The sequence below is a fragment of the Priestia sp. VA7 genome (assembly GCF_055710015.1).
This window is the reverse complement of the sequence record NZ_JBVQPN010000009.1, coordinates 35,484-53,837: the sequence shown is the minus strand read 5'-3', so window position 1 is coordinate 53,837 and position 18,354 is coordinate 35,484. Positions and strand designations below refer to the sequence as shown.

Here is an 18,354-nt window from a genome sequence, read left to right as displayed (position 1 = left end):
TAACAAAAAAGAATTATTTTTCATATGAAGTTGTTGTAAACATTATTAATTTGCTGTGTTTTAGAAACCAATTATTAATATTATGCACTTTATAGTTACGTAATTTTTGTAGTTCCTAACCTATTAATCTTCTATATTGAAAGTAGAAAATCAAAATTTGAAAGATAAGATTAAAAAAATCTAGGAAAAGTTTATAAAGATCTATAACTTATATACCATTTTTAAGTCAAGTTGAAGTATAAGTAATAGCAATAATCGGGAAAAGGGATGATATTCCATTGAATAAAGAACGTTTGTTCGTATATAATATAAAGAACAAACGTTCTTTATTGAGGAGTACTTCCAATGGATTATGGGCAGCTACCAAACAGAGTCATTATTTGCATAGACATGAAATCGTTTTTTGCTTCGGTTTCCTCAGTCATACGAGGATTAGATCCGTTAAAAACTAAGCTTGCGGTTGTAGGAGATATCAAACGTTCGGGATCTGTTGTGTTAGCTGCCACACCTTTATTAAAGAAAGAAGGGATCAAAACAGGAAGTCGCCTCTTTGAAATTCCTAAAAGGAAAGATATCCATGTGGTGAATCCATCCATGGAGAGATACATCAAGGCTTCGAACTATATTTCTAGTTTGGTGTTACAGTATGTGGCGCCTGAAGACTTTCATGCGTATAGCATTGATGAGTTGTTTATTGATGCGACAGCTTCTCTGCATTTATTCGCTCAAACACCAGAAGAATTAGCTCATAAAATCATCAACGAGATTTATCGCAAGACACGGCTGACAGCTACCGCAGGCATCGGTCCAAATCTCTTACTGGCGAAGGTGAGCTTAGACCATGAGGCCAAGAATAGTTCAAAAGGAGTTGCCTATTGGCGATATGAGAATATTCCCTTTAAGTTGTGGTCCATTCATCCGATGAAGGATTTCTGGGGAATCTCGTCTGCTACGGAAAGACGCTTACACCGGTTAGGCATTCACTCCATAAAAGAACTCGCTCTTTCTTCAAAGGAGATGTTACAAAAAGAATTTGGTATCTTGGGCGAAGAGTTGCACCAACACGCGAATGGGATTGATTACAGTCGTATTTCGGATGTATACATTCCTAGCTCTCGTTCCTTTGGAAAAAGTCAGATTCTCTTTCGCGATTATACAAACCGAAAAGAAGTAGAGTTATTGCTATTAGAGCTATTGGATGATGTGTGTTTTCGCTTACGGATGCATCAAGTGGTGGCTCAAACGATCCATTTATCGATCGGCTACAGTAAACAAACAGGTGGAGGCTTCTCGAGACAAAAGAAAATGGGGAGAACTTCGAACTTAAGCCAAGATATCTTTCCGTATTGTTTAACCATTTTACATACATATGATTCTGGAATGCCGATTCGCTCCATTGGCATTTCCTTATCCAATACCAGCATTCAAGAAGAGGAGCAAATGAGCTTATTTGAGGACATTGATCAGCGTGAAAGAGCCTATGCTCTTGCCAAAACGATTGATGAGATTCGGCTGCGTTATGGCAAGAATAGTGTACTCCGTGCGTCTAGCCACCTTCCTCATTCAACAGCTCGTTATCGAAATGGCCTTATGGGTGGCCATAAAGCGTAAGGAGGAAAAAGAGATGGAACCTAGAGGAATGAAAAAATGGCGTCCATTCGCCACTATGCCAGAGCAATACATAGGGTTACAGGAAATAATAAATAAGCAAGCAGAAGTAGCTCAACCTGTTTTAACAGAAGAGCAAATGAAACAGATGAATTTCACCTTGATTGAAGCCTTACATACAAATAAACAAGTTTATCTTACATACTACAAAAAGGGACAATGTATTACAGAAAAGGGATTGATACAATTTGTTGATTCCCTGGGGAATTTGTTTATTTTTATCGATGAATTATTCGAATTAAAAAATAGAATGAGGTTAAGTGAACTAATTGATGTTCGATTCGTTTAAACTTAGGATAAATTCAGTTTCATTATTTAAGTTAAGCAAAAGTTTGCAGCAGTGCTCCTTACTCTTATATAAAATCTAGAAAACATCTTACTTAAGGAGTGATTATAATGGCACGTGTTCTATTTATTAATGGTGGATCAGAAGGACATATCAATCCAACAATTGCAGTTGTACAAGAGCTTACTTCGCGTGGAGAAGAGGTAGTATACTTTTCAATAGAAGCTTTTCGAGAACGTATTGAAAAGACAGGAGCTGATGTACGAACATTTGACGGTCAAAAATTTTTAAAAGCCTTTATCTCAGGTGGAAGAAATTATTTACCAGAAAGAATCAACGGTCTTTTACATACGGCGGATATCATTATACCTAGCGTTCTTGAACAAATCCAGGGAGAACATTTTGATTACATCATTCACGATTCGATGTTTGGTTGTGGACATTTATTTTCCCAAATTCTAAAGCTCCCTGCAATTAATTCATGTACATCTTTTGCTCAAAATGAACTATCATTTAAAAGAATGTACCAACACCTTTCGCAAAGTATTCCTCCAGAACATGCTAACAGGATAAATAGTGAGTTTCAAAGCCTAACAAGAAAGATTAAAGAAAAATATGGGGTTAAAATCACTTCTCCTTATGAAGTTTTTTGCAATCCTGCCCCACTTACTATTGTATATACAACTAGGGAGTTTCAACCTTTTCGTGAAACATTTGATCAAACGTACAAGTTTGTAGGACCATCCATTCCTGCAATGGAAGCACAAGGAAGCTTCGACTTTTCTGTATTAAAAGGAAAAAGTGTCATTTACATTTCATTAGGTACTGTTTTTAATCAGGAAATTGATTTCTATAAACTTTGCTTTAAGGCTTTTGAGAATACTGACTATACCGTTGTTATGTCTATTGGTGGAAAAACTAAACTATCTGATTTAGGGAAGATTCCTAAAAACTTTATTGTGAAAAATTACGTTCCACAAACTGAATTGCTAAAGTACACGAAATTATTTATCACACATGGTGGAATGAATAGCACCAATGAAGGTCTCTATTATGGGATTCCACTCATTGTAATCCCACAAAGCGCAGATCAGCCGGTAATTGCTCAACAAGTTGAGAGTCTTGGAGCTGGCATTAAGTTACAAATGCAAGGGTTGACTGTAAGTCACCTGTGTACAACCGTGGATTATGTGTTAGGACATCCTTCCTTTCATAAAGCTCTAACAGATATAAGAGAATCTTTTCAAAAATCAGGGGGATATCAGCAGGCTGTAGATGAGATTTTCACATTTAAAAGACAATACAATATTTAAATATAGAACATGTAAAGGTGGGGATTTTATGTCCAGTAACATAATACCTAGAAGAATAATTTTAGATTTAGCAGTTACTTTAGATGGATTTATTGAGGGCCCAAACGGAGAAATTGATTGGTGTGTCATGGACTCTGATATGGGGTTTACTCATTTCTTGAATCAAATTGATACTATTTTATATGGAAGAAAAAGCTATGATTTATGGGGGGAATACACTCCAGAAACTGGAGATTCTGATGCTGAAAAAGAAATGTGGGAATTAGTTCACAGCAAAGAAAAGTATGTTTTTTCTAGGACACAAAAAAGGTCTGATCATAAAGCAATATATATAAATGATAATATTTTGGAAGAAGTAAATAAATTAAAGCAAAAGCCTGGTAGGGATATCTGGCTCTATGGCGGAGCAAGTCTTATTACAAATTTTATAAACTTAGGGCTTGTAGATGAATTTAGATTATCGGTTCATCCTGTTGTTTTGGGAGATGGGAAACCTTTATTTATTGACATAAAACAAAGGTTAAACCTTAAACTGGTTAATACAAAAACGTTTTCTTCTGGCGTTATCCAGCTGTGCTATCGCTTTAATGATAATTAATGAAATTCAAGAAAGCTGTTTTAATAAGAGTAAACAGAAAAGAGTGATCAACCTGGAAGAAATAAAAGAGTAAGAAATAGATCTTACTAAAGTGTATGACTATGCTGCATTTCCGGATAAGGTTAGTGGCCGGTGCGATAACTGCAAAATAGAAAGAACTCATAATGTCATGGTATACTAATATCAAACATGGAGATGATGGAGGATATTATGACGAAACGATTAGATTTACGTGTCGACTTTGCGTTTAAATCACTATTTGGCACACATGGAAATGAATCCATTCTAGCTGCCTTTTTAAATGCAGCGCTTCGCTTTCCAGATGAGAAGAAGATTCAAACGGTTCAGTTATTAGATCCTCATTTTAATAAAGAAAACCAAGAAGATAAACGCTCGATTTTAGATGTACATGCGCAATTAGAGGATGGAAGCCGTGTCAACATTGAAATTCAACTTAATAATAAGCATGACATGGAAAAACGAACGCTCTATTACTGGTCCAAAATGTATAGTAGTCAAATGAAAGAAGGCATGGACTATGGAGAGCTTTGTAAAACGATTACCATTAACATTGTGAACTTCCGTTATTTATCTCATATCATGGATTATCATTCTACCTTTCAGTTATATGAGCGCGAACAGAAGTTACTCTTAACCGATATGCTGGAAATTCATTTTATGGAGCTACCTAAGCTATTAATTAAATGGCGCAACAGAGAGGTAGATCCACGGGAAGATCAACTTGTGCGATGGTTATTATTACTTGAAGCATCGGAAGATGAAGAAATTACTCAGGTATTGGAGGAGATTGCGATGCAAGAAGATCAGATATTGAAGAAAGCGATGGATGAATGGGAACGTGTGAGTCAAGATCCAGAAGTTTTACTGGCTTATGAGGCGAGGAGAAAAGCCCTTTTAGATGAAAAGTCGGCATTAAAGAGGGCTGAGAAAAAAGGGAAACAAGAAGGTAGAGAAGAAACAATAAAAGCTATGGCTATTGGAATGATTCAAGAAGGTATAGCTAGCAACGTAATAAGTAAGTTGACAGGTCTTTCTATAGAAGAAATCGAAAAGCTCCGTCATCAATAAACTTCAACAAAAAGAGCAGTGTCGTAAAGATACTGCTCTTTTTGTTGAAGTTTTTATTATAATCTAGAACCTTATTTGTTGTCATTTTAAAAATAACAAAGCCATTGTTTTGCAAGAAAATTTATTAGTTTGATATTTGATTTAGCTAAAAGAATTTCGGTTACTGATTGCTTTACTGTAGGGTCCTATTTTGGTGAGTATCAATTAATGTTTTAAAAAAGGATCAGATAAAGTCTGACCCTTTCTTCTTGTATCCGTATTGAATTTAAATTGATGCTTTAATCTGCTTTGTATAGAAAAAGCGTACAATAAAGAAATAAACAATCTGAATAGCTAAGAAAACACTTAGAACAATAACGGATTCCTTAAAAAGATTAAAATAGAACAGGTTCGATAACGCTGTAAGGGCTACAGCCCCATGAATGAGAGCGACAATTATCGGCGCGAAAAACAGTATCATGGTTTGCCTGTTTAATACTTTTTTTAGTTCTTTATCAGTTAATCCCATTTTTGATATCGATTTGAACTTTTGTTTATCCTCATCCAAGTCCATGTAAAGCCGAAAGTATAGAAAACTACCAGCTGATACGAAAAAGACGATCCCAATAAATAGTCCGACAAATAAAATAGGGCCGTATCCTTTCATGATTTCATATATTTCATAATCTACTGCTGTAATCTCATATCTTTCCAATTTCTTGTATAGCTTTTCGGAGGCAGCCATTATCTTTTCTTTTCCAGCAGTTGCTTGCCAAGCATAATAGCTTTGCTGATCCTTTGGTTCAGGAAGTTGTTCATAATCTTCATCTGACACAACATAATATGAACCTGAGGCAGGTAAGGCATTTGAGTAAATGACTTCTTTTGGTTTTAAAGTTGAACCTGTATTCAGTGTAATCTTTTTACTTAGCAGGTCTTTCTTTTGTCCGAAGTCTGTACCTTTAAATTCCACGACCATAACTTGCCCGTTTTTTAAGTTAATTGGATTTCCCCCGATAAGTGCAGCAAATTGGTTGAAATCAGATTGATTGGCAATAAGAATCGTATCCCCACCGATTTCATAAGATCGCAGTACTGTATGCGCTGAATCCGTCTTAATTTTTTCTTCCTTTAAAGTCTTGTTGATAAACGCAACATTTTTTTCTTCATTTTTTTCAGATGTTTTATAAGAAAACGTATTAGCATTTATAGATTTTATACTTGATGTAAGGACGGTTTGAAATCCGAATAAAGAACCAATTGCACAAAATGCGACTGTTGAAACCATAGCTACCATGAAAAAAGTTCGTGCATTATCCTTCATACGAAAGGCCAGGTCCGAAAACAGCAACATATTAGTTTTAGACCAAAAAACTTGTTCATTCTTCTTTAATCGTCTAATAATAAAAACACTTAATTGTGTAAATAACAGATAGGTACCAATACAAACAACTAGGATAACTGGGATCATTGCAGCTACAACCGTTACTCCTTTTGCTAATAAGGCACCGCCATATCCTAATCCTAATAAAAGCACAGCTAACAGCGTTAAAAAAAGATTCGCTTTTGGCTCACCCTTTGAAATTTTATTTCCTTTTATTAATTCAATCAGCTTTTTACTACGCAGAACATACGTAACAAATAAGGAAATAAAGAAAAATAAAATCATAAAAGAGAAAAAAGTGATTATAATTGCTTTAACTGGAAAGTAAAAAGACAGCGCATGTTCAATAATCAACACATTTTCAGCGAGTAGTAAAATAGCCTTTGCAAAAACAAGGCCAAGGAGTATACCACCTAGTGTTGCTAAAAATCCAATAAGCATATTCTCTAAGAACACCATCAAACGAATTTGTTTCATCGACATACCTTGCATCATTAGTAAACCAAACTCTTTTTTCCGAGACTGTAAAAAAGAGCTCATTGAATATAAGACAAAAAAGAAGGAAAACACATAAATAATTCCTGCTGCTGCATTCATTCCTGTGGTTACACTTGAGCTCATATCATCCTCACTTAATACAGGATGATTAGCGAAAATGGAGAAGGTAAAAAAGACCATAACCGTAAATAAACTGCTAAGAAAGTAGGCTGCATATAACCTTTTATTACGTATAACGTTGTTAAACGCGAACTGTCGAAAGGTCATGTGCATCCCCTCCCAGTAAAGAAAGTGTATCTATAATTTTTTGGAAAAAGGCCTGACGATTATCGCCACGGTGTATCTCTGAATAGAACTTACCATCACGAATAAAGATGACCCGGTTACAATAGCTCGCTGCTTGCGCATCATGTGTTACAAGCATCATCGTTGTCTGCTCATTTTTATTAATAGACTCAAGCATTTCCATCACATCTTTTGAAGACTTGGAATCAAGATTTCCTGTCGGTTCATCTGCTAGTAGAAGCTTAGGAGTATGGATCATCGCTCTCGCCACAGCTGCTCTTTGCGCTTGTCCGCCCGATATTTCATACGTCCGTTTTTTCATAATGCCTGTAATCCCTAATTTTTCAGCAATTTTGTATGCCTTTTCCTTCATTTCACTCACTTTTTTTCCATCCAATGTTAGTGGCAGGACAATATTTTCTTCAACCGTTAAGGTATGAAGTAAATTAAAGTCTTGAAAGACAAAGCCCAATTCGCGACGGCGAAATTTTGCTAATGCATCTTTTTTTAATATATGTGGGTTCTTTTCATTGATCAGGATTTCTCCTGTTGTCGGTTCATCAATTGTAGCAATCATATTCAGGAGCGTTGTTTTTCCACTCCCTGATGGACCCATAACTCCTACAAACTCCCCCTCATCAATGGTTAAATTTATGTCTGTTAACGCACGATAGGCGATTTTCCCTTCATAAACCTTACTTACTTGTTTCACTTTTAACATCACAAGTTCTCCTTTCCATACAATCAACTTGTGATTAGTATATCTTTTATGTCAACCTCAAAAAATCGATTTTCCTTTCACTTATCTTACATCCCTGTAAGGTTTTGCGTTTTTTCAAAAATCACTTGAAATGCTGACCCTTCCCCCACCTTGGATTCAAGCTCAATTCGATGACCAAGATGATTAGCTGCTTCCTTCGTTAAATAGAGTCCCATGCCTGTTGATTCTCTGAATTTCCTTCCATTCTCACCTGTGTAAAAGGGGTCAAACACACGGCGCTTGTCCGTTTCAGGAATCCCCACACCAAAGTCTTTTACCTCTAAAACAGCCTCTCCTTCTTTTTCGAAAATGGTAATATGAATTCTATTGCTCTTCCCTTTGGAATACTTCACTGCATTATTAATCAATTGTGAAAGAATAAAGAACAGCCATTTTTCATCCGTCTCTACGACCACTTCTCGCTTATGCTGTAAGACATTGGGATATACATGGTTCCGAATATAAAATCGTTTATTTTCACCATTTACTTCCTTAATCATTTTGGACAAGTTTACAGGTTTGATATGAAAATCCTGTTCGATGGTCCGAAGTCTTGCCATGTAGAGGATGGTATTTAAGCCCGTTTTCATTCGGTCCGTCTCTTCACGAATACTCGAAGAGTCAGGTTCATCTAAATTTTGGGCAATAAGCTCAATGACAGAAAGGGGTGTTTTCATCTGATGAACCCATTGATCCATAAACTTTAAATGTTCCTCCTGTTTTGACTCCAACTCTTTTATTCTTGTTTGATAATGCTTGTACTGATCCTTTAGCAAATGATTAAGGGCCTGTGAGATTGGAGAGGATTCTGTCGTTTGAAAGGAATCATCCAGGGAACAAAGTTCGTTCGTTAATCTCTTATAAAACTTGCGGCGACTTAAATAATGGTAAGCAAGATAACTTGCGAGAAAGAATAGACCGAGAAAGGTTGCATAGAAGGCTGGCAGCAGATGACGATAGCCATCAAGCCAATAGATGGCAAGAACCACAAAGAATTGTACAATTTGTACAGCAATTAAAACCGCATGCTCTCTAAAGAATAATTTCATTTTATTCCAACCCTTCACCAGGTAACGATTAGACGATAACCAGCACCTCTCACTGTTTCTACCAGCCCTGAAAGTCCAACTTCTTCAAATTTTTTTCTTACCCTTGCTATATTTACATTTAGCGTATTTTCATCTACATAGACTTGTTCATCCCATAGTTTTTCTAGCAAGTCTTCGCGACCGGCAACACGAGGGTATCGCTCTAGTAAACTTTCAATTATATCTGTTTCTTTCTTTGACAGCAGGATTGTTTGATTACGAAATGACAGTTCCAATCTTTCCGGGAATAGCTTTAATCCCTGTAACTCTAAAATTCGTTCTTGTACCTGTGATGCATATTCACCATAAGCACGGCGAAGCTGACTACGAATTTTCGCCATTACAATTTCAGGATGAAACGGCTTTGTGATAAAATCATCGCCACCATTTTCAAGTGCCATCACCTGATCCATCTCTCCTACTCGTGCAGATATAAATATAACAGGACATATAGACTCCTTACGTATTTGCCTGCACCAGTAATAACCGTCAAAGCTAGGGAGATTAATATCCAATAATACAAGTTCTGGTTTCTGCTTATGGAACTCTTCCATAACATTATCAAAATTCTCCACGATGATGACATTAAATCCATATTTCCCTATATACGACTGAAGGTGCTCCGCGATTTTGGGATCATCCTCAATAATTAATATTTTCTGCATCTCTTCACTCCTTTTTCTCTAGAAAATTATGCCATACAAAATATATAAATTCAAAGCACGTAAACAATTAAAAGGTTTTATCCTTATTTTTCTGGAGGAACATTTTTCATTAATGGCATATTTAAGTTAAAGAATAAAATGAGATTAAGCGAGCTAATTGATGTTCGCTTGGATTAGTTCCTGAAGAAATCGTGTGCAGGAATCACTTATTTGGGTGGAGGTACATTCATGTAGAATTTTAGAGTATACACGTTACGTGACGGTTCAAAGAAAATTATTAAACTGAAAGAAGGAGAATCATTTAAAGAGGAACTCCAAAGAGCAGGTATTCAAGAAACGCAAATTTTTCAGATGTAACTAGTGGAAAAATCAGAGTAATCTTAACATATACCTTTTATATAGACCTAATTGTGTTAGTCTAATAAAAGCCAAATAGAAAAGAGTGATCAACCTGGAAGAAATAAAGGAGCAAGAAATAGATCTCACTAAAGTATATGATTATGCCGAATATCCAGATAAGGTCAGTGGCAGATGCGAAAACTGCAACTCAGCTTACTTCAAAAGTTCAGTAAAAGGTGGCGTTTTCTTGCGCGAATGCCGGGATTGTGGCATGAAGAAAAGTATATAAAATATAGTTATATGATAACTGGGCCCTTGGGAATTTAAAGGGACCTTTTTGTTTATATTTAATAAGGTTAAGGAATAGATGCTTGAGTTTAAGTGAAGAGGCTAGTCATTCAAATATTACGGTTTAGGCTCAATGTAAGAAGGAAACTCGGCAGGGTGGTGCATTCCTGTTACAATTAAAAGATAGGCAAACACAAAAAATATAGTACTTACCCCTATTACTACAACGAAACGAAGAAACTTCTTGATTTTTCTATGTCTGCGGAACTCATAAAAGTTAATAACATTATTCATATAAATCCTCCTCGTCTTATTTTTTAGAAACAAAGAATAAAAAAGGAAGATAAAACCTCCTCATTTATAACTCATAAGGTAGTTTTATCTCCCAATATACCATTATTCCGGCTTCGTTATACTTACAATTTAAAATTATCTGTCATTTAAAGCGTTAGCAACATGGTACACAACATTGAGGATTAGATTGTGCTACATTGGGATTTCTAGATGCAGTACCTTTTATTTTTGAAAAATAAGTTTCTTTAGTTGATAAATTAGTATCATGTCTCTGTTGACGAGATGCATGATCAATTACACGTTGTTCTTCTAGGAGTACGAATTCTAATTCATACATCATAATCAATCACTCCTTTTTAAGCTTCTTTCTTTTGCTCTTTATTAGCCTCACTTGAACAACAAGTATTCTTTTCGTCTTTCACTTCTACAATCTCAATATTGCAGCAATCTTTTTCTTTCTTATTTCCTTTAAAAATTGACATTAGGCCCATTTTCATCTACCTCCATTAAAGTTCTAATATTAAGAATAAATATCCTGATACAGTTGCCATCAAAAACACAGATACAACAAATGCACTTACTAATTTCTTATGGAAGATACTCTTCAACATAATAATTTCAGGTAAACTTGCACCAGCACCCCCTATTAGCAATGCCATTGTCGGAGCAATCGGGAATCCATTAACGAGTAAGGCTTGAGCAATTGGTAACATCGTTGATAGACGAATGTATAATGGAACGCCAATAATAGCTGCTAAAGGAATAACCCACCATTGGTTTTGGTCAGAAATAAATGTTAGGAAATTGGTCGGCACTGCTTCTTTAATAATTGCTCCTACGAATGCACCAATTAATATATATACGAGAACTGAACGGATTAAATCTATAGTTTCCTTAATGGATTCCTTTATATTTAAAACAAGGTCTTTTCTGCGTCGTTCATCTTGTTCTGGAAGATTGCCTTTAATCATCACTTTTCTTACTTGTTCTTTATAATTTTTCTTATCTAAATACCATCCAATGATCATAGAGAAAACAAAAGTTGTAACGGTATAAATAGCTGTTACCTTTACTCCATAGATATAAGCCATCAATCCTAAAATCCAAGGATCTAATAGAGGCGAAGTAAATAGATAGGTCATTACAGTTTGGAAAGGAACATTACGGTTAAGCATGGTTACGAGTAATGGAATAGTTGAGCATGAGCAGAAAGGTGTTATAAAACCAAGTAGTGCACCAGCCAAGTTTCCTAGGAAAGGGTTTTTACTCCCCATCCATCTTTCAACTTTTTCGAAAGGTACATAGGCTTGAATAAAGCTAATAAAAAACGAAATACCAAGAAATAAAACTAATAAATTCTTACTTAAAGATAGAAACTCTAATAATACTTTCGTTACTACATCCGGCATAAAGCATTCCTCCTTATTAATTTAAACTTCGAAACTATGTATATTTACAATAGTTGCAAAATACAACTATTGTTTTTTAAAAAAGAGGCATTAACAGCAACTGCTGTTTTTCATAGCCTCCAAAATTAAATCAATACTTTCTAAAACTTGACCATGTTTACTTTCTGGTACGTTAGAAAGGATTTCTTGAATGTATACATTCATCTGTTTAGCAATCTCATCTTCGTATTGCTCTCCTTCAGGAGTAAGTGTAATAGTTACATATCTACGGTCAGTAGGGGATTGAATACGACTTACTAAATTACGTTCTACCAACCCTTGAATATGACGACTTAATGTACTATTGTCTAGCCCTAGTGAAGACGAGAGTTCATTTAAAGATGGTTTTTTTGTGCGCTCCACTTCAAATAATATATGACTTTGTACTAAAGAAACTCCACAACATTGTGCACCTTCTTTTTCAAGTAAACCAAACCTTCTAATTAAAATTTGTAGCATTTGACGAAATTGATGAGATTCTTTTCCTACTTCTAAGTTGTTCATAATCTTTTCACCACACCTTATTTGCTTGTTGAAACAATTGTAAAATACAACTATTTCAATTGTCAATGATTTAATTGACATTTTTTTCAGAATTTTTTGTTGACGGTTATAAAAATAGGTTATATCATCTAATTAACAAAAGAAAACATTTTTATATTAAATATAAAAATGTTAATAAAGTTAAAAGGAGTGCTACAAACATGTTAGCTTTAAATCAAAAATTAAATTCTTATTTTGAAACCTTTTTTACTGAAGCTGTAGAAGGAGGTACACTCCCGGAAAGAGAGAAAGTTGTGGCTATTTTAACTTCAGCTACTTTGTTAAATGATCAAGCTACATTGAAGAACGCAGTCCTAACAGCTAAACAATTAGGATTTACAAAAGAAGAGATCGGTCAAATTACGGCTATTGCTATTGCCGTAAATTCTCAAAAATTAAAAGATCAAGTCGAGTTAAAGGTAGAAAGTAAACCATCCTCTACATGTTGCCAATAAGGAGCCGATCTATGGAGAATCAATATGTTATTTTAGTTAGTCCTAGAGATAATGAAGTTCAATTGGTACAAAAACAGGGTTATAAAACCATTATATTAAGAAAAGAGATTTCATTTGATGAAATTTTCGATGTAGATGTACCTATTGAAATTGATTTAAACAATGAAGAAGTAGTGTTAGAAAGGTGTCTAGAATTAACTAATCAGCTTGATATTATTTCAGTTTTCACTATGAATGAATATCGAATTCCCTTAGCATCTAAGATAAGTGAAATGCTGCAATTAAAGTATCAACTACCTTATGAAGCTAGTTTAAGATGTAGAAATAAAAAAATGGCTAGGCAAAAACTAAATGAAGCTGGTGTAGGAGAGGTTCAATATCGTCTTGTTACTTCAGAATCGAATCTAGAATCTCAGCTTCAGGGCATGGATTTTCCTCTTATCGTCAAACCATCTAATGATTCAGGAAGTAAAAATGTTTACTTGTGCCAGAATGAATCAGAAATATCAACAGCTATTAAACATATTGTACAAAGCAAGAAAAATATCGTTGGTCAAAATATTGATACAGATATCCTTATTGAGGAGTTCTTAGATGGACCTGAGTTTAGTATTGAGTCTGTAACGGTGAATGGCCAAACTACTATTATTGGAATTACAAAAAAACTTGTAACCCCATATCCTCTTTCTATCGAAGTAGGACATGATTTCCCTGCAAATTTAAATGCTAACGAAGAGAAAGAAATTAGAAGACTAGTAGAACAAAGTTTAACTGCTTTAGGTGTAGATTTTGCTGTTACTCATACTGAAGTAAAATTAACAAAAAAAGGTCCAAGAATTGTAGAAGTAAATGCTAGACCAGGTGGCGATGAGATACCACATCTCGTCAAAGCAGTCACTGGAATTGATCTTAAAGCATTAGCGTTCCTTGTTACTTTAGGTAAAGGTATCGACTCTTTAATGATATCTTCATCTACTGTTCCTTCTGCTTCCATTCGATTTCTTTTAGCTAATCAAGAAGGAAAGGTCCAATTTGACGAACAGTTCCGGTCTTCCTGCATAAAAGAACAAAAGTGGTATGTTAAAAGTGGTGAATCAGTCAAACGAACCAAAAGTAATTTTGATCGTTTGGGCTACTTTATTGTCTATGGAGATGAACAGAACCTTTCAAGTAGCATAGCAGATTCCGTAGAAAAGGGATTATCTCTAAAAATTGAGAACTTATTGGAGATTTAAATATGATTGCAGACGTTGAAAATAAATTTAAAGCTCTTGGTGATAAAACCAGACTTGCACTTTTAAAGGAAATTTCCTGCTGTAAGGAGTTATGTGTCTCTGATCTACAAAAAAAGTTTAATATTTCTCAATCGAAGTTATCTTATCACCTAAAATTACTTGTAGATGCAGGAATCCTTATCCGTTGCGAAAGAGGAACTTGGTGTTACTATCAGGTAGACGATAAAGAGGTTAAAAGTATTCTGTCGCCTGTTACCTACCAAGAAATCATAAAAAAACAGTGAGTCCAAGTAACTCACTGTTTTTTTATTAAAAGCATTCTTTATAGGAATCTGCAGCTTTTTGATAGTCTCCTAAATTGAAGTAAACGTCGGCCACCTTTTTACATACATGATCACATGGCATTGATTGATTCACTAAAATCTTCTTTGCCTCCTCATAATTCTTTAGTGAGGTCTCTGTATTAGACAATTTATAATTAATATCTCCTAAAAGTTCGAATGCCTGTGCCTTATGCTTATTAACATCATTTAGCTTTATAATGTCCTCGCATAAAGAAGAGGCCTGTACATATTCTTCTTGTAAATAATATACTCTTGCAAGTTCTACCTGCGCATTCATAATTCGTGCTTCTTCAGCGTTAACATTCTTATAAATATTTATAGCTGTTCTCAAATCAAGGTCAGCTTGATAATAGTCTTTTTGGTAAGAAAATAAAATTCCTAGGTTTGTATAGGTACCGGCTTCATGGTACTTATTTTCACTAAGTTTAAAGTATTTAAGAGCCCGTTCATAAGAGCTTTTGGCATCTTTATAACGTTTCAACTCCATATTACAAATTCCTAAAGCCATAAAGATTTCTCCAGATTTATAAAAAGTACCTAGATTATCATTTAAATCTCTTGCTTCTTCTAAAAAATTAATGGCAGAATAAAATTCCTTTAATTTACCGTGAACAACCCCTAGATTAACTAAAATTGATATCCTTATCATTCCACTAATTTGGTCATAAATCATAATACGATACGCTTTATTCAAGATATGAAGGGCTTTTTCATTATTGCTAACTTGACTATGACCAGAGCCCAGCGAATCTAAAGAACGTAGCATTTCATTCGTATGTTTGCCTTTTTCAAGTTCGGAATAACTCTTTTCAAAGAAAGTAATGGCATGGTTGTAGTCTTTTTTATACTCATAATACTTTCCATGTATCCACATTAAAATGCCTTTGTCATATTCATTTAAATCTTTACGAGACAAATATTCTTTTTTCTGTATAAATGCCTCAACCTTATCAAATGAATTTGCATTTATTTGGTTTTCTGCAGTTTTTATTTCCTTTTTTACTTGGGATAAAAGTAAGTCTTTATTTTCTATAGTTTTAAAGAAATCATCGACTGTACAATCTAGTTTTTCGCTTAATTTTTCTAATACATCAAATGAAGGTTGAACAAGGCCTTTTTCGATCTGGCTTAGATAGCTTCTAGTAATGATGCCTTCTGATAAATCTTGCTGCGTTAACCTGGATTCTTTTCTTAATTCTTTTATGCGCTGACCTAACATAAAAACTACCCCAATCTTTTCTTTATTTACCTATCTCTATTATTAACATTTTTGAACAAAATGTAAATAGTTTGTTAAATGTTCAAAATGTGTTGACAAAGAATTCCACATCTATTACTATTTACTTAAAGATTTAACATTTATAACAAAAATTATAACAAGTTAAAAATGTTAACTAATGTTACAAGGTATAAAAAAGGAGGAAGATACAATTAAAGTTTGAAGATTACTAGTTAATAAGGGTTAAAGCTAAAATTATGACGACAGATAAGTAAACGCACTTTAAATAGTTTGAATATTATAAAAAAGGGGAGAAAACGATGAAATTAAAACATAAGATTTGGATTATGAAAGCTACAATAGCAGCAGCTACTATTATTATGATGTCAGACCCAGTTTGGCCACGAGTTTAAATAAAGAAAGTAACTTGTATGGGGGAAATAAAATGAAATTGAAATATAAAATTTGGTTTATGTACACAACGATGGCAGTAGCTACTATTATCTTGATGACAGATCCAGTTTGGCCATAAAAAGAAATTAGGAGGATTAATTGATGAATATTTTACTAGTTTCAAACTTTGAAGGTGGCTTTCAACCAAATACCATTGCCACAGCAGCCACTCCATTAATTAAAGCAGGCTTTAACGTTTCAGTATTAGATACGTATGTTGAAGGAATAGTGGAAGAAAAATTTCTAGGCAAGGACTTAATCGCAATTTCGATTCCACTGTTTGACGCAGTACACGCTGGAATAGAAATTGCAAAAAAGGCAGCTGACCTTAGCTCAGATGCTCACATCACCTTTTTTGGACAACATGCTACTATTAACGCTAATCGTTTAGCTGGAAAATATAGCGATTCCTGTATCTGTGGGGAATGGGAACATCCTTTAACGTTATTAGCTAAACATCTTTCTGGCGATGTACAAGTGAACATCCCTGGCTTATTAAGCGCAGAACAAGCTATAAAAGGGGAATCAATACATCCTTACATGGCACGTAATCACCTAGACATCCCTTCACGAGATTTACTACCGCCTTTGTATAAATACCCTCAAAAACAAATTAATCATATTTTAGGATCAGAAGAAGTTGTAGGCTCTACTGAAATTGCTCGGGGCTGTCATCATAAGTGCTTATACTGTTCAGTATTTGCAGCATACGATGGAAAAGTTATTTTAGTTCCAGAAGATATTGTGTTAGAAGACATTCGAAATCTAGTAGCAGGAGGAATGACTCACCTTACATTCATTGACGCAGATTTCTTTAATGCGAAATATCATGGAATCAAAATTTTACGTAAACTTCACGAAGAATTTCCCGACTTAACATATGATTTTACGACTCGCGTAGATCACATTTTAGAAAATAAAGAAACTCTTTTAGAAATGAAGAAACTAGGAGTCAAATTTATTACGTCAGCATTAGAATTCCCTTCTGAAGAAGTACTTGATGCAGTTGCAAAGAATACTACCGTTTCAGACATTGAGGAAGCGATTGCTTACTTAAGAGAGATTGATATCAAATTAAATCCAACATTCATCATGTTCAATCCATGGACTAAATTTAAAGACCTTACAACTTTTAGAACCTTTGTAGAGGATAATCAGCTAGGGAATATTGTAGATCCAATTCAATATGAAACAAGACTTTATTTATATAAAGGCTCTCCATTATTACATAAGGAGTCTATTAAAGCATTGGATTTAGAAGAACATGAGTTCCATTATGACTGGAAGCATCCAGATCCTAAACTGGACGAGCTTTATTTTGAAATGTTAACACCAGCTGAAGAGGGCATCTTTAAGCGATGCTGCTTGAAGTGTTAAGGAGGAATAACTAGTGGCTGAGAAATCTATGGTAGCAGCTCCTGTTGGACAAACACATGTCTTACCAAGGCTAGATCCTTTCGCTGAAACAAAGAAGAAACTGATAGCAGAGTTTATCGGAACCTACTTTCTTGTTTTTGCAGGAACAGGGGCAATTGTTGTCGACTCTCTTACAAAGAGTTTAACTCATGTTGGAGTAGCTATCACATTTGGTTTGGTTGTATTGGCGTTAATTTATTCATTTGGACATATCTCAGGAGCTCATTTTAATCCAGCAGTCACACTCGCTTTTCTATTTCTCGGTGAAATCAACAGAAGAGAAGCAACACTATACCTTTTTACTCAATTAATCGCAGCATCGGCCTCAAGCATAACTTTATTACTTATGTTTGGGAATGTAGCGCATTTGGGAGCTACTCTACCTAGTGGTTCTTGGATTCAAAGCTTCGTTTTAGAGTTTGTTTTGACATTTGTACTCATGATGGTGATTTTAACGTCAGCTGTACATGGTAAAGCAGTCAAAGCATTTGCTGGCATGGCAATAGGAGCAACTGTAGCTTTAGAAGCTATGTTTGGTGGTCCAATTAGTGGAGCATCTATGAATCCTGCTCGATCATTTGGTCCAGCAATAATATCAGGTACATTCAGCACTCTATGGATCTACTTAGTAGCCACGGTATTAGGGGCCATTAGTGCTGCCTTAATTTATAAAGTACTTCATGAAGAAGAGTAAATAAACAGGAGGA

22 protein-coding genes are annotated in these 18,354 nt (G+C 34.8%); 12 read left to right on the top strand and 10 right to left on the bottom strand.

Going from position 1 to position 18,354, the window contains the following annotated elements; genetic code table 11:
* The first annotated feature begins 345 nt into the window (after nt 1-345).
* From AC0C45_RS26215 to AC0C45_RS26190, 6 genes are all read left to right on the top strand, one after another.
* Nucleotides 346-1,611 carry a Y-family DNA polymerase gene (locus AC0C45_RS26215; RefSeq protein WP_237894553.1) on the top strand — a complete coding sequence of 422 codons (1,266 nt, stop codon included), beginning with the start codon at nt 346-348 and terminating at the stop codon, nt 1,609-1,611.
* Nucleotides 1,612-1,624: 13 nt separating this feature from the next.
* On the top strand, nt 1,625-1,957 hold the full coding sequence (locus AC0C45_RS26210) for a YolD-like family protein (protein WP_237894554.1): 333 nt from the start codon (nt 1,625-1,627) through the stop codon (nt 1,955-1,957).
* Nucleotides 1,958-2,064: 107 nt separating this feature from the next.
* Nucleotides 2,065-3,267, top strand: a complete 1,203-nt coding sequence (locus tag AC0C45_RS26205; RefSeq protein WP_237894555.1) for a macrolide family glycosyltransferase — start codon at nt 2,065-2,067, stop codon at nt 3,265-3,267.
* 28 nt (nt 3,268-3,295) lie between these two features.
* Nucleotides 3,296-3,865: a dihydrofolate reductase family protein gene (locus AC0C45_RS26200; RefSeq protein WP_257064499.1), complete on the top strand. Its 570-nt coding sequence runs from the start codon at nt 3,296-3,298 to the stop codon at nt 3,863-3,865.
* Nucleotides 3,866-3,956: 91 nt separating this feature from the next.
* Nucleotides 3,957-4,046, top strand: a complete 90-nt coding sequence (locus tag AC0C45_RS26195) for a DUF8096 family protein (protein ID WP_472929045.1) — start codon at nt 3,957-3,959, stop codon at nt 4,044-4,046.
* A gap of 29 nt (nt 4,047-4,075) precedes the next feature.
* Nucleotides 4,076-4,954, top strand: coding sequence for an Rpn family recombination-promoting nuclease/putative transposase (locus AC0C45_RS26190; RefSeq protein ID WP_237894557.1), 879 nt, complete (start codon nt 4,076-4,078; stop codon nt 4,952-4,954).
* A 265-nt stretch (nt 4,955-5,219) separates the two neighbouring features.
* Here the strand turns inward: AC0C45_RS26190 and AC0C45_RS26185 are convergent, their stop codons facing one another.
* The 4 genes from AC0C45_RS26185 to AC0C45_RS26170 form a co-directional block, all read right to left on the bottom strand.
* On the bottom strand, nt 5,220-7,082 hold the full coding sequence (locus AC0C45_RS26185; RefSeq protein ID WP_237894558.1) for an ABC transporter permease: 1,863 nt from the start codon (nt 7,080-7,082) through the stop codon (nt 5,220-5,222).
* Nucleotides 7,057-7,821, bottom strand: coding sequence for an ABC transporter ATP-binding protein (locus AC0C45_RS26180; RefSeq protein WP_237894559.1), 765 nt, complete (start codon nt 7,819-7,821; stop codon nt 7,057-7,059). The genes AC0C45_RS26185 and AC0C45_RS26180 overlap by 26 nt, the downstream gene beginning before the upstream one ends.
* An 86-nt stretch (nt 7,822-7,907) precedes the next feature.
* On the bottom strand, nt 7,908-8,909 hold the full coding sequence (locus AC0C45_RS26175; protein WP_237894560.1) for a sensor histidine kinase: 1,002 nt from the start codon (nt 8,907-8,909) through the stop codon (nt 7,908-7,910).
* A gap of 14 nt (nt 8,910-8,923) precedes the next feature.
* The gene (locus tag AC0C45_RS26170) at nt 8,924-9,613 is read right to left on the bottom strand and encodes a response regulator transcription factor (RefSeq protein WP_257064498.1); all 690 of its coding nucleotides are present in this window, start codon (nt 9,611-9,613) and stop codon (nt 8,924-8,926) included.
* A 451-nt stretch (nt 9,614-10,064) separates the two neighbouring features.
* Here AC0C45_RS26170 and AC0C45_RS26165 point away from each other — a divergent pair, with 451 nt between their 5' ends.
* Nucleotides 10,065-10,241 (top strand): DUF8096 family protein, encoded by a 177-nt coding sequence (locus tag AC0C45_RS26165; RefSeq protein ID WP_472929050.1) that lies wholly within the window; start codon nt 10,065-10,067, stop codon nt 10,239-10,241.
* A gap of 116 nt (nt 10,242-10,357) precedes the next feature.
* On the opposite strand, the gene AC0C45_RS26160 is transcribed toward AC0C45_RS26165, so the two are convergent.
* From AC0C45_RS26160 to AC0C45_RS26140, 5 genes are all read right to left on the bottom strand, one after another.
* Nucleotides 10,358-10,534 (bottom strand): hypothetical protein, encoded by a 177-nt coding sequence (locus tag AC0C45_RS26160; protein ID WP_237894561.1) that lies wholly within the window; start codon nt 10,532-10,534, stop codon nt 10,358-10,360.
* A 154-nt stretch (nt 10,535-10,688) separates the two neighbouring features.
* Nucleotides 10,689-10,874 carry a hypothetical protein gene (locus AC0C45_RS26155; protein WP_237894562.1) on the bottom strand — a complete coding sequence of 62 codons (186 nt, stop codon included), beginning with the start codon at nt 10,872-10,874 and terminating at the stop codon, nt 10,689-10,691.
* Nucleotides 10,875-10,890: 16 nt separating this feature from the next.
* A complete protein-coding gene (locus AC0C45_RS26150; RefSeq protein ID WP_257064497.1) occupies nt 10,891-11,025 on the bottom strand; it encodes a hypothetical protein in 135 nt (44 codons plus the stop codon).
* Between the two features lie 15 nt (nt 11,026-11,040).
* Nucleotides 11,041-11,943: a permease gene (locus AC0C45_RS26145; RefSeq protein ID WP_237894563.1), complete on the bottom strand. Its 903-nt coding sequence runs from the start codon at nt 11,941-11,943 to the stop codon at nt 11,041-11,043.
* A 90-nt stretch (nt 11,944-12,033) separates the two neighbouring features.
* A complete protein-coding gene (locus AC0C45_RS26140; RefSeq protein ID WP_237894564.1) occupies nt 12,034-12,486 on the bottom strand; it encodes a MarR family winged helix-turn-helix transcriptional regulator in 453 nt (150 codons plus the stop codon).
* A gap of 200 nt (nt 12,487-12,686) precedes the next feature.
* On the opposite strand from AC0C45_RS26140, the gene AC0C45_RS26135 reads away from it, so the two are divergent.
* Genes AC0C45_RS26135 through AC0C45_RS26125 form a run of 3 tightly spaced genes read left to right on the top strand, consistent with a single transcriptional unit; the run spans nt 12,687 to nt 14,499 of the window.
* Nucleotides 12,687-12,980, top strand: coding sequence for a carboxymuconolactone decarboxylase family protein (locus AC0C45_RS26135; protein ID WP_047934671.1), 294 nt, complete (start codon nt 12,687-12,689; stop codon nt 12,978-12,980).
* 11 nt (nt 12,981-12,991) lie between these two features.
* Nucleotides 12,992-14,215: an ATP-grasp domain-containing protein gene (locus tag AC0C45_RS26130; protein WP_237894566.1), complete on the top strand. Its 1,224-nt coding sequence runs from the start codon at nt 12,992-12,994 to the stop codon at nt 14,213-14,215.
* Between the two features lie 2 nt (nt 14,216-14,217).
* Nucleotides 14,218-14,499: an ArsR/SmtB family transcription factor gene (locus AC0C45_RS26125; protein WP_237894567.1), complete on the top strand. Its 282-nt coding sequence runs from the start codon at nt 14,218-14,220 to the stop codon at nt 14,497-14,499.
* A 25-nt stretch (nt 14,500-14,524) separates the two neighbouring features.
* Here AC0C45_RS26125 and AC0C45_RS26120 read toward each other — a convergent pair whose 3' ends face one another.
* Nucleotides 14,525-15,778 (bottom strand): helix-turn-helix domain-containing protein, encoded by a 1,254-nt coding sequence (locus tag AC0C45_RS26120; protein WP_237894568.1) that lies wholly within the window; start codon nt 15,776-15,778, stop codon nt 14,525-14,527.
* 555 nt (nt 15,779-16,333) lie between these two features.
* Here AC0C45_RS26120 and arsL point away from each other — a divergent pair.
* On the top strand, nt 16,334-17,608 hold the full coding sequence (gene arsL / locus AC0C45_RS26115; RefSeq protein ID WP_257064485.1) for an arsinothricin biosynthesis radical SAM protein ArsL: 1,275 nt from the start codon (nt 16,334-16,336) through the stop codon (nt 17,606-17,608).
* A 13-nt stretch (nt 17,609-17,621) separates the two neighbouring features.
* Nucleotides 17,622-18,341 (top strand): aquaporin, encoded by a 720-nt coding sequence (locus AC0C45_RS26110; protein ID WP_257064484.1) that lies wholly within the window; start codon nt 17,622-17,624, stop codon nt 18,339-18,341.
* The last annotated feature ends 13 nt before the right edge of the window (nt 18,342-18,354 follow it).

What these genes read in the sequence shown, in the direction of transcription:
- AC0C45_RS26215 (WP_237894553.1), top strand. Translation starts at nt 346, where the DNA reads ATGGATTATGGGCAGCTACCAAACAGAGTCATTATTTGCATAGACATG.
- AC0C45_RS26210 (WP_237894554.1), top strand. Translation starts at nt 1,625, where the DNA reads ATGGAACCTAGAGGAATGAAAAAATGGCGTCCATTCGCCACTATGCCA.
- AC0C45_RS26205 (WP_237894555.1), top strand. Translation starts at nt 2,065, where the DNA reads ATGGCACGTGTTCTATTTATTAATGGTGGATCAGAAGGACATATCAAT.
- AC0C45_RS26200 (WP_257064499.1), top strand. Translation starts at nt 3,296, where the DNA reads ATGTCCAGTAACATAATACCTAGAAGAATAATTTTAGATTTAGCAGTT.
- AC0C45_RS26190 (WP_237894557.1), top strand. Translation starts at nt 4,076, where the DNA reads ATGACGAAACGATTAGATTTACGTGTCGACTTTGCGTTTAAATCACTA.
- AC0C45_RS26185 (WP_237894558.1), bottom strand. Translation starts at nt 7,082, where the DNA reads ATGACCTTTCGACAGTTCGCGTTTAACAACGTTATACGTAATAAAAGG.
- AC0C45_RS26180 (WP_237894559.1), bottom strand. Translation starts at nt 7,821, where the DNA reads ATGTTAAAAGTGAAACAAGTAAGTAAGGTTTATGAAGGGAAAATCGCC.
- AC0C45_RS26175 (WP_237894560.1), bottom strand. Translation starts at nt 8,909, where the DNA reads ATGAAATTATTCTTTAGAGAGCATGCGGTTTTAATTGCTGTACAAATT.
- AC0C45_RS26170 (WP_257064498.1), bottom strand. Translation starts at nt 9,613, where the DNA reads ATGCAGAAAATATTAATTATTGAGGATGATCCCAAAATCGCGGAGCAC.
- AC0C45_RS26160 (WP_237894561.1), bottom strand. Translation starts at nt 10,534, where the DNA reads ATGAATAATGTTATTAACTTTTATGAGTTCCGCAGACATAGAAAAATC.
- AC0C45_RS26155 (WP_237894562.1), bottom strand. Translation starts at nt 10,874, where the DNA reads ATGATGTATGAATTAGAATTCGTACTCCTAGAAGAACAACGTGTAATT.
- AC0C45_RS26150 (WP_257064497.1), bottom strand. Translation starts at nt 11,025, where the DNA reads ATGGGCCTAATGTCAATTTTTAAAGGAAATAAGAAAGAAAAAGATTGC.
- AC0C45_RS26145 (WP_237894563.1), bottom strand. Translation starts at nt 11,943, where the DNA reads ATGCCGGATGTAGTAACGAAAGTATTATTAGAGTTTCTATCTTTAAGT.
- AC0C45_RS26140 (WP_237894564.1), bottom strand. Translation starts at nt 12,486, where the DNA reads ATGAACAACTTAGAAGTAGGAAAAGAATCTCATCAATTTCGTCAAATG.
- AC0C45_RS26135 (WP_047934671.1), top strand. Translation starts at nt 12,687, where the DNA reads ATGTTAGCTTTAAATCAAAAATTAAATTCTTATTTTGAAACCTTTTTT.
- AC0C45_RS26130 (WP_237894566.1), top strand. Translation starts at nt 12,992, where the DNA reads ATGGAGAATCAATATGTTATTTTAGTTAGTCCTAGAGATAATGAAGTT.
- AC0C45_RS26125 (WP_237894567.1), top strand. Translation starts at nt 14,218, where the DNA reads ATGATTGCAGACGTTGAAAATAAATTTAAAGCTCTTGGTGATAAAACC.
- AC0C45_RS26120 (WP_237894568.1), bottom strand. Translation starts at nt 15,778, where the DNA reads ATGTTAGGTCAGCGCATAAAAGAATTAAGAAAAGAATCCAGGTTAACG.
- arsL (WP_257064485.1), top strand. Translation starts at nt 16,334, where the DNA reads ATGAATATTTTACTAGTTTCAAACTTTGAAGGTGGCTTTCAACCAAAT.